Genomic DNA, 11,386 nt, shown 5'->3' with positions numbered 1-11,386 from the left:
GGGCTAGCGGTCGCTCAGGGCCGCCACCGGCGCACGGCCGGACGGCGGGCCGGTGTGGCCTTCTCCCCCTCTGTCACGGCACCTGAGAGCTTCACCCGCGTACGGCGGGGTTTCCCCTTCGGTGAGGCGGCTCCGCGACGGTGCGGCCGCCTGCTTTCCAGAGGTGCCTCGCCCGAGCGGTCCTGGGTGCCTGAGAGGTTCCGGGGAGGTTGCCCCTTCGGCGTCCCGCGCCGGCTGCGTGGGATCTCTCCCGCTCAGGGTCGACGGCTTTCCTCCCGGCAGCCTATCCAATGGACCGCCGTGACGATCACTCCGGGGATGCGCTCCGGCCGTGGCCGGGAGCACGGTCCGCGACGTGATCGGTACGATGACCACAGCGACGGCTCCCGGTGGCGCGGCATCATGCGACCTCTCGCGGGGAAGGGCCGTCCCGAGGCGGTGCTGTGTCAGGCGGTGATGGGTGACGCAGACGCGCGACACCACGGCGGATTCCGGGCGGGCCGAGCCCACCGGCGTCCTCGGCGTGCCCGTCGACGAGCCCGACCTGCCCGAGCGCATCCGGCGCCCCGCCGACGCGCTGCGCTTCGCCACCTCGCTCATCGGCCTGGCCGCCGTCATGCTGCTCGTCTCGATCGCGCAGCAGACCACGCACGGCCTCGCCAACGACATCGCCGAGGGCACCGCGCACGCGCCCCGCCCGCTGCTCACCTTCGCCACGCTGATCTCCGGGTTCGGCGTGCTGGCCGTGCCCGTCGCGTTCGCGATCGAGCGGCTGCTGCACCGGGGCGGCATGCGCGTCGCGATCGCGCTGTTCGCCGCCGTGATCACCTTCGTGGTGACGGTCCTGCTCGACGACCTTGTCGCGCCCGCCACCGACGGCGGCGTCCTCGACTCGCTCATCTGGGGCGGCGCCGGCACCGCCCCCGTGCACACCGCCATCGCCCCCGTCATCGCGTTCGTCAGCGCCGTCGGCATGTCCGGCCGCACCCGCTGGCAGATCGCCACCTGGACGATGATCGGGCTGGCCGCCCTCACCGGCCTGACCGCCGCCTACGCCTCGGTCGCCGCCCTCGCCGAGACCTACTTCCTCGGCCGCGCCATCGGCTTCGGCACCCTGTACGCGCTCGGCACCCCGAACCCGCGCCCGTCGGGCACCGCCGTCGTCGCCGCCCTCACCCGCATCGGGCTGCGCCCGGTGCGCGCCGAACGGCTCGCCGACGCCCCCGACGAGCCCCGCCGCTACGGCGTCGCCCTCGCCCGCGCGCAGGGCGCCGCCCCGGCCGACGCCACCGGCGCCACGCTGCCGCGCGGCGAATGGCAGCTCGACGTCCGCGTGCTCGACCGCGACATGCAGAGCGCCGGGCTGCTGTACCGGGTGTGGCGGCTGGTGCGGGTGCGGGCGGCGGTGCAGCGCCGGGCCGTCCGGTCGCTGCGGCGCTCGCTGGAGCAGGAGTCCCTGATGGCCTACGCCGTCAGCGCGTCCGGCGCCCGCACCGCGCGGCTCGTCGGCACCGTGGAGGTCGGCACCGAGGCGGCGCTGCTCGCCTACGAGCACGTGCCCGGACGGCTGCTGTCCGAACTCGACGACGACGAGATCACCGACGCGCTGCTGGTCGACGTGTGGCGGCAGTTCCGCCGCCTCCAGGCGGCGCGGCTGGCGCACCGGCGGCTGGACGCCGAGGCGCTGCTGGTCACCGGCGACGGCCGCGTCCGGCTCGCCGCGCTCGGCGCCGGGGAGATCGCCGCCGGCGACCTCACGCTCCGCCTCGACCTGGCCCAGCTCCTCACCACGCTCGCCCTGCGCGTCGGGCCGGAGCGCGCGGTCGCCACCGCCGCCACCGTGCTCGGCGAGGGGACGCTGGCGCACGCCGTCCCGCTGCTCCAGCGGGTCGCGCTGTCGCGCGCGACGCGGACCGCGCTGCGGCACGAGAAGGAACTGCTCGCCGCCATCCGCGAGCAGATCGTCCGGCTGGAGCCCGAGAGCGAGGCGCCGCCGATCCGGCTGGAGCGGTTCCGGCCGCGCACGATCGTGTCGATCGTCGCGCTGAGCGTCGCGGCCTACATCGTCGTCCCGCAGGTCAGCAGCGTCGACATCGTCCACCTGGTGACGACCGCCGAGTGGTGGTGGATTCTGGTGGCGTTCGGCGGCGCCGCCCTGACCTACCTGGCGGCGGCGCTCATGCTGCTCGGGTTCGTGCCCGAGCGGCTGCCGCTCGGCCGCACGGTGATCGTGCAGGTCGCGGCGTCGTTCGTGAAGCTCGTGGCGCCCGCCGCCGTCGGCGGCGTCGCCGTCAACACCCGGTACCTCCAGAAGTCGGGGGTGCGGCCGACGCTCGCCGTGGCCAGCGTCGGCGCGTCGCAGCTCGTCGGGCTGGGCGTGCACATCCTGCTGCTGGTGCTGTTCGGCTTCCTCACCGGGTCCACCGGCAACGCGACCCGCGACCTGGCGCCGTCCCGGATGATCGTCATCGCGGTGCTGACGGTCGCGATCCTCGCGGCCGCCGCGCTGACGATCCCGCGCGTGCGGCGCATCGTCGCCGGACGGCTGCGCAGCATGTTCTCCGGCGTCGTGCCGCGCCTGGTGGACGTCGTCCAGTCGCCCCGCAACATGCTCACCGGCCTGGGCGGCACGCTGCTGCTGACGGTCGGGTTCGTGCTCTGCCTGGACGCCTCGGTCCGCGCGTTCGGCGGGGCACTGCCCTGGACGACGGTCGTCGTGGTGTTCCTCACCGCGAACGCGGTCGGCTCGGCCGCGCCCACCCCCGGCGGCCTCGGCGCCGTCGAGGGCGCGCTGACGCTGGCGCTGACGATCTCGGGACTGACGGCGGAGACCGCGACGTCGGCGGTCCTGCTGTTCCGTCTGCTGACGCTGTGGCTGCCGGTGCTGCCGGGGTGGGGGGCCTTCGCCTATCTCCAGCGCAAGGAAGCGATCTAGCGGACGTGCGGCGCGGCTAGCCGGTCCGGCGGGCGCGGCGGCGGGAGGCCAGTTCGTCGTGGCCGCCGTCCTCGTCGCCCACGGCGGACTCCCCCGGAAGTTCGGCCAGCGTGCCCTCGACCTCCTGCCAGACGCGGCCGAGCGCGATGCCGAACACGCCCTGGCCGCCCTGGAGCAGATCGACGACCTCGTCGGCCGAGGTGCACTCGTAGACGCTGACGCCGTCGCTCATCAGCGTGATCTGCGCCAGGTCGCGCACGCCGCGGTCGCGCAGGTGCGTGACGGCGGTGCGGATCTGCTGGAGCGAGACGCCGGTGTCGAGGAGGCGTTTGACGACCTTCAGCACCAGGATGTCGCGGAACCCGTACAGCCGCTGGCTGCCCGAGCCGTGCGCGGCGCGCACGCTCGGCGTGACCAGCCCGGTGCGGGCCCAGTAGTCGAGCTGGCGGTAGGTGATCCCCGCCGCCGCACATGCCGTGGGACCGCGATAGCCGACGTCCTCGGGCGGCGCCGACACCTGCGCGTCGAAGAGCAGGCCCTGCTCACCGGCGTGCTCGGACGCCCTGCGCCTGTCGGGGGTCGCCTTGCCCTCGCCGCTGCTCACCGCCACGCGGACCTCCGGCTTCTATCAGCCCGCGGCGTTCCGTCAAGGGGGTTTGGCGGAGGAGGCCACGGGTGTTCCACCAGCACGGTAGGTGCCGGTCAGAGTGTGGTCAACGTTCGTCGTCGGCGCGTCGCATGCCCGGATGAACCGGCTTCACGTGGGCAAACCGCGCACCGGCGGCGTCCTCCCGACTCCTACCCCGCTCCCCACCGGGGGAAAACGGTCCCGCCCGGGCGGCTCAGCCCGCGCGGCCGAAGTCCTCCGGGGAGATCGTGTCGAGGAACTCGCGGAACTTCTCCACCTCGTCCTCCTGCTCGTCGGGGATGGCGACGCCCGCCTCCTCCAGCACGTCCTCGCTGGCGAAGATGGTGGCCCCGGTGCGCAGCGCCAGGGCGATGGAGTCGGACGGGCGGGCGCTGACCTCGACGCCGTTGGAGAAGACGAGGTCGGCGAAGAAGATGCCGTCGCGCAGGGCGGTGATGTTCACCGTCCGGAGCTGGACACCGAGCGCCTCCACGACGTCGCGGAAGAGGTCGTGGGTGAGCGGCCGGGCGGGCAGCACGCCCTGCTGGGCGAAGGCGATCGCGGTCGCCTCGACGGCCCCGATCCAGATCGGCAGGTAGCGTTCCCCACCCGTCTCCCTGAGCAGGACGATCGGCTGGTTGGAGGGCATCTCGACCCGTACGCCGACGACCTCCATCTGCTTCACTGCGGCTCCCTGCTGGTCCTGGACATCGCGGTCGGCCGTGCGCGGGAGCCGCCGCGTACGCGCGGCCCCTCGAACCAACGTACACCCCGACGGATTCGATGGCTCCGGGCCGTACCGGATGAAACGGGCGGAGCCGGGCGGCGTCAGGAGTCCAGGATCTCGGCGAGACCGGCCGTGACCAGGGCGGCGTGCAGCCGCACCGACAGCTCGGCGACGGCGCGGGCGGCGTCGGCGGCCTCCGCGTGGGCGCCGGGGGCGCGGCGGCGCAGCCGGGGCGCGACCGTCTGCTCGACGAGCGCGACCTGCCGGTCGGCGGCGGCCTTGGCGGCGCGCAGGTGCCGGACGCCGAGCCCGTGCTCGCCGAGCGCGGCGACGGTGCGGGCGATCGTGAGCGCCTCGCCGTCGTAGCGGTTGCCGGTGGCGCGGACGAGCCCGTACTCCTCCATCTCGGTGAGGAGCCCGGCGTCGATGCCGGCGCCCGCCAGGAGCTGGCGGCGGGTGAGGCGGACGGGCGGCGCCCCCTCGGGCGTCCGGGCGTCCGCCGCGACGAGCGTGCGCGGACGCGGCGCCGGGACGGCGGGGCTCCCGTCGTCGCCCGCCGGGGCGGTCTCGCCCCGGTCCTGCGCGCGCAACTGCTCGCGGATGACGCGCAGCGGCAGGTACCGGTCGCGCTGGGCGGTGAGGACGAACCGCAGCCGCGCCACGTCGGCGGCGGAGAACTTGCGGTACCCCGCGGGCGTGCGCTCGGGCTCGACCAGGCCCTCGGCCTCCAGGAACCGGATCTTGGAGACGGTGACGTCCGGGAAGTCGGCCCGGAGCAGCGCCAGGACGTCCCCGATGGTCATCGGGGCGGCGTCCGGGCGGGGCGCCGGTTGCGCGTTCATGGACCTCCGTTCGGTGCTCGCCCCCGCTCGCGGTGTGCCCGTCCGGACGGGACCGCCGAGCGGGGGCGCCGGGTCAGCCGTGCTGCGGGTTGGTCAGGAACACCAGCCGGAACTTCCCGATCTGGACCTCGTCGCCGCTGGACAGCCCCGCCTGGTCGATCCGCTGCCGGTTGACGTACAGCCCGTTGAGGCTGCCGACGTCGCGGACGGAGAACCGGCCGCCCTGGCGGCCGAACTCGGCGTGCCGCCGGGAGACGGTGACGTCGTCCAGGAAGATGTCGCTCTCGGGGTGCCGTCCGGCGGAGGTGCGCTCCTTGTCGAGCAGGAACCGGCTGCCCGCGTTGGGGCCGCGCCGGACGACGAGCAGCGCGGTGCCGGGCGGCAGCGACTCGGCGGCGACCTGGTCGGGGCCGGCGGGCTCGGCGTCGCCCTGGTCGGCCTCGTAGGCGTCCAGGTTGCCGATGGTGATCGTGGAGGTGGACTCGCCGGGGGACTCGCGGGGCGGCAGCGGAGGCTGGCCGCTCCGGGTCAGCGGAGTGCCGCAGTTGGAGCAGAAGCGGGCATCATCCGGGTTGGCGTGACCGCACTGCGTGCAGTAGACGCTCGGCATAGATCGGCTCGGCCTCCTACCATCGGCGCGCCGCGCACCGCCCCTTCCGGGGCCGCCCGCAACGCGCGCATCCACTCAACCAACCCACGCCGGGGACCCGCCCCCGAACGGCCTGCCCGCGGCCGGGGCCGCAGGCGGTTGCCGCAACTTACGCGGGTAGTACCCGAGGGGTCAACCGGAACGGTCACGCCGGCCGCCCCCAAGCTACCGCCGTCAATGATCGCAGGTCCACGCCGCCGCGCGGAACGCCCGTGCGGTCACGGTCGCGCAGCCTGTGATGACCGGGCGGTCAGCCCCGTTCGGCCCGATCCGTCAGCACCCCTCACCCCGACCGTACCGCGCGGACGGTCACCTTCGCGCGCTGGGAGAGCGCGACCGTGGCGCCCGAGCCCTGGAGCGTCCGCACGACGCCGCCCGGGATGTTCAGCGCCGTGGTCAGCGTGTGCGGGTCGCCGATGGCCAGGAACCGGTAGGGCGCGCTGAGCAGCCGCCCGTCGGCGGCGATGCCGCCCGCGGCGTCCACGAAGTGCGTGCCGACCCCGGCGCGCACGTCACCGATCTGCACCACCTCGGCGCCCGCGTCGCGCAGTTCCTCCAGCGCGTCCAGCAGGTGGACGGCGCGCAGCCGCCCGGCCGGGTCGGCCGCGACCAGCTCGACGCCGGGCCCCTCGGCGGGCAGCGTCCCGGCGAGCAGGCCGTAGACGGTGGCGCGGCGCCGCGCCTCCTCCACCGCGGCGGCGCCCTCGCCGTCGCGGACCAGTTCCTCGCGGGTGCGTTCCAGCTCGCGCAGGTCGCCGCGCAGCCGCTCAGACCGCTGCCCCAGGTCGGACAGGATGCCGACCAGCTCGTCCTGGCGGGCCGTGGCGAACGTGGAGTCCCGGTCGGTGGACCGGACCTGCGCGACGACGGCGAAGCCGAGCACGACGCACAGCAGCGCCCCCACCCACTGCCCGGGCGTCGAGCGGGGCCGCAGCATGTCGGCCAGGACGCGCCACCCGCGCAGGTCCTCCGGCCGCGTCCGCTCCGGCTCGCTCATGCGCCGAACACCCGGCGGCGGATGGCGGCCGCGTTGGAGAAGATCCGGATGCCGAGCACGACGACGACGCCGGTGGAGAGCTGGGAGCCGACGCCGAGCTGGTCCCCGAGGAAGACGATCAGCGCGGCGATGACGGCGTTGGACAGGAACGAGACGACGAACACCTTCTCGTCGAACACGCCCTCCAGCCGGGCGCGGACGCCGCCGAAGACCGCGTCCAGCGCGGCGACGATCGCGATCGGCAGGTAGGGCTGGAGCCACAGCGGGACCGCGGGGTCCAGCAGCAGCCCGAGGGCGATGCCGGCCAGCAGGCCGAGCAGGACGATCATCGGCCTCTCTCCCCCTCTTCCACCGGCCGGGCGTGGCGCGGTTCAGGAACGGTCCCGGCGGGCAGCCGCGCGTCGGACCGGACGCGGCGCTCGTACCGGAGCCGGTAGCGGTCGCGCAGCGCGGCGAGCCGCCGGTCGGCCGCCGAGCCCGCCAGCGCGGCCGACAGCCGCTCGGGGTCACCGAGCGCGGTCACCGTGTACGGCCGCGTCAGCGGCCGGTAGTCGACCAGGACGGCCTCACCGGCGCCCCGGATCGCCGAGGTGGCGGTGAGCCGCAGCCCGTTGACGCCGATCGCGGTCGCGCCGGCCCCCCACAGGTCGTTGACGAGCACCTGGAGGTCCTGATCGTAGACCCGGCCGCCGCCGTCCCCGGCCCCGTGCGGGGCGTCGTCCACGGTGACGACCAGCGCGGCGCCGCGCGCCGGGGCCGCCGCCGCGGCGGCCTGGGCGGCCGACAGCGCGCGGCGGGCGCGGTGCCCGGCGTCGGTTCCGGCGAGCGCGGCGGCGCGCAGCCGCTCGGCCTCGGCGCGGGCGGCGTCGGCGCGGCGGCGCAGCGCGTCGGACTCGGCCGTGCGGGCGCGGATCTCCTTGACCAGACGGGCACGTTCCTGCGCGGCGACGGGTTCGCGGCGGCGCGCCTCGGCGCCCGCTACGGCCAGCAGCACGCCGACGAGCGCGACGACGAGCAGCACGCCCGCGCCGCGCCCCCGGGTGCCGGGCGGTTCGCCGCGCGCGGCGCGGCGGGCGGCGGCGTCGGCGTAGCCGGGGTCGGCGGCGCGGGCGGAGAACAGCTCGGCGAGCAGCGACATGGACGCGTCGGGCCGCGCCGCCCCTCGCGTCTCGTGCCGTTCCTCCCGTTTCACCGGCTCATCATGCCAACCCGCGCCAAACGCGCGGCTCAGCTCACCGCGCGTTCGACCACGGCGGCCCACTCGGTGATCAGCTCCTGGGCGGCGTCGGCGTCGGGGCCCTCGGCCCACAGGTGCGTGACGGGCTCGGACGGGTCGGGCAGGACGAGCACCCAGCGGCCGTCCTCGGCGACGACGCGGACGCCGTCGGTGGTGTCGATCTCGCGTCCGGCGGCGGCCTCCACGACGTGCCGCATCACCCCGCCCTTGGCGGCCCACGGGGTCGGGACCGAGCGGCGCAGCAGGTGCGCCTCGGGGATGCGGCGGTCGATCTGGGAGAGGGTGAGCCGGGTGCGGGCGACGAGGCCGACGAGCCGGACGAACGCGGCGATGCCGTCCACGGCGGTGCTGAACTCGGGGATGAGGAACCCGCCGCGCCCGTCCCCGGCGAAGATCACATCGGGCCGGGCGGCGGCGCGGGTCAGCACGTCCTGGGAGGTGGAGGTCCACTCGACCTGGACGCCGTGGAAGCGGCAGACCTGCTCGGCGACGCGGGTGGTGGTGACCGGGAGGGCGACGCTGCCGCCGCGCCGCTCGGCGGCGACCAGGTCGAGCAGGACGAGCAGCGCCCGGTCGTCGCTGATCAGCGCGCCGTTCTCGTCGACGAGCGAGATCCGCTCCCCCACCGGGTCGAACCGGACGCCGAACGCGGCGCGCGACGACGACACCAGCTCCCCGAGCCGTTGCAGGTCGCGCATCCGCTCGGCCAGGGTCTCGGTGGGGTTGGCCTCGTCGAGGGCGTTGTTGCGGGTGAGGACGTCCACGCCGACCTTGCCGAGCAGCGTCGGCAGGACGAGCGAGGCGGCGCCGCCCGCGCAGTCGAGCACGATCTTCAGCCCGGCCTCGCGGACGCCCGTCATGTCGATCTGCCGCAGCACCTCGCGGGCGTAGGTCTCCATCGTGCGGGCGGGGTAGCTCAGCTCCGCGATCTCGCCGGGGAACGCGCGGCGGTACTCCTGGCGGCCGTAGACGCGCTCCAGCTTGCGCTGGGCGCCCTGGGACAGGTCGGCGCCCCGGTCGTCCAGGAAGAGGATGTCGACGCCCTGCGGGTCGCCCAGGGTGGTGCGGATGTAGACGCCGCCCGCGCCCTCCTCGCGGCCGGTCTGGAACCGGGCGGTGGGCAGCGGGCACGCCTCCAGGTCGCGGACGTTGATCGCGCTGGCGGTGAGCGCGGCGATGACGGCGCGTTTGAGGGTGCGGGCGGCGCGGGAGGCGTCGCGGCCGGTGACGACCGTGGTGCCCTTGCGCAGCGTGGTGGCGTAGGCGCTGGCCAGCCGCACCGCGAGTTCGGGGGTGATCTCGACGTTGACCAGGCCGGAGACGCCGCGCGGGCCGAACAGGTTGCGCTGCCCGCGCGACTCCCAGATGACGCTGGTGTTGACGACGGCGCCGGCCTCGATCGTCTTGAACGGGTAGACCTTGACGTCGTTGGACACGTATGCCTCGGCCTCGATGACGCACTCGTCGCCGATGACCGCGCCCTCCTCGACGCGGGCGCCGGACATCAGGTCGGTGTTCTTGCCGATGACGGCGCCGCGCAGGTTCGTGGACGGCCCGACGAACACGTTGTCGTGGACGACGGCGCGGTGCAGGAACGCGCCCTCCTTGACGACGACGTTGCTGCCGAGCACGGTGAACTCGCGCAGCTCGACGCCCGCCTCGACCTTGGCGTAGTCACCGACGTACAGCGGGCCCTTCAGGACGGCCTCGGCGTCGACCTCGGCGCCCTCGGCCACCCAGACGCCGGGCGACACCTCGAACCCGTCGATCTGGACGTCGACCAGGCCCGACAGCATGTCGGCCTGGGCCTTGAGGTAGCTCTCGTGGGTGCCGACGTCCTCCCAGTAGCAGTCGGCCACGTACCCGTACAGCGGCGCACCGGCGGCGAGCAGCTTGGGGAACACGTCGCCGGACCAGTCGACGGACTCGCCGTCGGCCACGTGGTCGAGGACCTCGGGCTCCATCACGTAGATGCCGGTGTTGACGGTGTCGGAGAACACCTGGCCCCAGGTGGGCTTCTCCAGGAAGCGCTGGATGCGCCCCTGCTCGTCGACGATGATGATGCCGAATTCGAGCGGGTTGGGGACGCGCTTGAGCCCGATGGTGACCAGGGCGCCGTTCTCGCGGTGGAACCGCACCATGTCGGTGAGGTCGATGTCGGTGAGCGCGTCGCCGGAGATGACCAGGAAGCGGTCGTCGCGCAGCGCCTCCTGCGCGTTCTTGACGCTGCCCGCGGTGCCGAGCGGCACCTCCTCGGTGGCGTAGCTCAGCGTCATGCCGAGTTCCTCGCCGTCGCCGAAGTAGTTGCGGATGAGCGCGGCGAGGAACTGGACGGTGACGACGGTCTCGTCGAAGCCGTGCCGTTTGAGCAGGCGCAGCACGTGTTCCATGATCGGCCGGTTGACGACGGGGAGCAGGGGTTTCGGCTGGTTGGCGGTCATCGGACGCAACCGCGTCCCCTCACCGCCCGCCATCACGACGGCCTTCATCGGGGTGTCTGCGCTCCCTTCTGGTCGCCGGGCGGGATGTCCCGGCGCGGATCGGGATCGGGATCGGGTTCGGGGGGCGCGCCGGGCTCGCCGACGGCGGGCGGCGCGGTGCGGGCCCGGCGGGCGGCGACGAGCAGGCGGCGGGTCTGCTCCCAGTACAGCAGCGCGCCCCACCAGTACAGGGCCGTGCCCCAGATGGCGAAGGACCAGCCGACGACCTTGGCGCCGGTGGCGACCGGGCCGTCGTAGTCGCCGAGGAGCAGCAGCGGGAACGCGTAGAGCAGGCACATCGTGGCGGCCTTGCCGACGAAGTGCACGGGCAGCGTGCCCGCGTAGCCGAGCCGCCGCATGATCGGCCAGATGGGGAAGATGGAGACCTCGCGCGCCACCAGCAGCACGATCAGCCACGGCGGCACGATGTCGCGGACCGTCAGGCCGATGAGCGTGGCGAGGATGTAAAGCCGGTCGGCGGCGGGGTCGAGCACGATGCCGAGGCGGCTCGTCTGGTTCAGGGCGCGGGCGAGCTTGCCGTCCAGCCAGTCCGACAGGCCGGCCACGACGAGCACGACGAGCGCGGCGGCGTCCTGCTCGGTGAGGATCAGCCAGAGGAACAGCGGCACGCCGAGCAGCCGCGCGAAGCTCAGCAGGTTGGGGACGGTCAGCACCCGCGACGGCGGCTCGTCGTCCGATCCGCCTCGCGCGTCGCGGTCCCCGTCGACCTTGGCACTCACCTTCCGGCTCGCTCCCCTTCGCTACCCGTCCCCTATGATCCTGACCCTACCGGTGCGGATCCGAAAGCCCCGTGACGGCACCTGTGACACTCGATGGGGTACTTCTCCCCCAACGTCCGGACCGTCCGGCCCGCTCCCGGCGCCGCCGGTG

General features: G+C 74.4%; 10 protein-coding genes and 2 riboswitches. Of the genes, 1 reads left to right on the top strand and 9 read right to left on the bottom strand.

Annotated features, from left to right (window positions below):
* Positions 1–60 precede the first annotated feature (60 nt).
* Positions 61–167: riboswitch (glycine riboswitch) on the bottom strand.
* A riboswitch (glycine riboswitch) is annotated at positions 168–263 on the bottom strand.
* 197 nt (positions 264–460) lie between these two features.
* Positions 461–2,935 (top strand): flippase-like domain-containing protein, encoded by a 2,475-nt coding sequence (locus tag C229_RS0116685; protein WP_018656226.1) that lies wholly within the window; start codon positions 461–463, stop codon positions 2,933–2,935.
* 16 nt (positions 2,936–2,951) lie between these two features.
* Here the strand turns inward: C229_RS0116685 and C229_RS0116680 are convergent, their stop codons facing one another.
* The 9 genes from C229_RS0116680 to clsA all read right to left on the bottom strand — a co-directional run bounded on the left by C229_RS0116680 (position 2,952) and on the right by clsA (position 11,235).
* Positions 2,952–3,545: a MerR family transcriptional regulator gene (locus tag C229_RS0116680; RefSeq protein ID WP_018656225.1), complete on the bottom strand. Its 594-nt coding sequence runs from the start codon at positions 3,543–3,545 to the stop codon at positions 2,952–2,954.
* A gap of 232 nt (positions 3,546–3,777) precedes the next feature.
* Entirely contained in the window at positions 3,778–4,248 is a 471-nt protein-coding gene (locus C229_RS0116675) for a bifunctional nuclease family protein (RefSeq protein WP_018656224.1), read from the bottom strand.
* A gap of 143 nt (positions 4,249–4,391) precedes the next feature.
* Positions 4,392–5,132 (bottom strand): transcriptional regulator FtsR, encoded by a 741-nt coding sequence (gene ftsR, locus C229_RS0116670; RefSeq protein ID WP_018656223.1) that lies wholly within the window; start codon positions 5,130–5,132, stop codon positions 4,392–4,394.
* A 73-nt stretch (positions 5,133–5,205) separates the two neighbouring features.
* Positions 5,206–5,742, bottom strand: a complete 537-nt coding sequence (locus C229_RS0116665) for an FHA domain-containing protein (RefSeq protein ID WP_018656222.1) — start codon at positions 5,740–5,742, stop codon at positions 5,206–5,208.
* Between the two features lie 322 nt (positions 5,743–6,064).
* Complete coding sequence (locus tag C229_RS30910; protein WP_018656221.1) at positions 6,065–6,778, bottom strand: DUF881 domain-containing protein; 714 nt, start codon at positions 6,776–6,778, stop codon at positions 6,065–6,067.
* A complete protein-coding gene (locus tag C229_RS0116655) occupies positions 6,775–7,107 on the bottom strand; it encodes a small basic family protein (RefSeq protein ID WP_018656220.1) in 333 nt (110 codons plus the stop codon). Before C229_RS0116655 ends, C229_RS30910 begins: the two co-directional genes overlap by 4 nt.
* Positions 7,104–7,970 carry a DUF881 domain-containing protein gene (locus C229_RS0116650; RefSeq protein WP_018656219.1) on the bottom strand — a complete coding sequence of 289 codons (867 nt, stop codon included), beginning with the start codon at positions 7,968–7,970 and terminating at the stop codon, positions 7,104–7,106. Before C229_RS0116650 ends, C229_RS0116655 begins: the two co-directional genes overlap by 4 nt.
* A 35-nt stretch (positions 7,971–8,005) precedes the next feature.
* On the bottom strand, positions 8,006–10,504 hold the full coding sequence (locus C229_RS0116645) for a mannose-1-phosphate guanyltransferase (protein ID WP_018656218.1): 2,499 nt from the start codon (positions 10,502–10,504) through the stop codon (positions 8,006–8,008).
* On the bottom strand, positions 10,501–11,235 hold the full coding sequence (clsA, locus tag C229_RS0116640; protein WP_018656217.1) for a cardiolipin synthase ClsA: 735 nt from the start codon (positions 11,233–11,235) through the stop codon (positions 10,501–10,503). The genes C229_RS0116645 and clsA overlap by 4 nt, the downstream gene beginning before the upstream one ends.
* Between the last annotated feature and the right edge of the window lie 151 nt (positions 11,236–11,386).

It is taken from the genome of Actinomadura flavalba DSM 45200 (genome assembly GCF_000374305.1).
GTDB lineage: Bacteria > Actinomycetota > Actinomycetes > Streptosporangiales > Streptosporangiaceae > Spirillospora > Spirillospora flavalba.
The sequence above is the reverse complement of the archived record's forward strand: the minus strand, read 5'-3'. Positions and strand labels throughout refer to the sequence as shown.

Coding starts and splice junctions, on each gene's coding strand:
- ftsR (WP_018656223.1), bottom strand. CDS start 5,132: ATGAACGCGCAACCGGCGCCCCGCCCGGACGCCGCCCCGATGACCATC.
- C229_RS0116665 (WP_018656222.1), bottom strand. CDS start 5,742: ATGCCGAGCGTCTACTGCACGCAGTGCGGTCACGCCAACCCGGATGAT.
- C229_RS30910 (WP_018656221.1), bottom strand. CDS start 6,778: ATGAGCGAGCCGGAGCGGACGCGGCCGGAGGACCTGCGCGGGTGGCGC.
- C229_RS0116655 (WP_018656220.1), bottom strand. CDS start 7,107: ATGATCGTCCTGCTCGGCCTGCTGGCCGGCATCGCCCTCGGGCTGCTG.
- C229_RS0116645 (WP_018656218.1), bottom strand. CDS start 10,504: ATGAAGGCCGTCGTGATGGCGGGCGGTGAGGGGACGCGGTTGCGTCCG.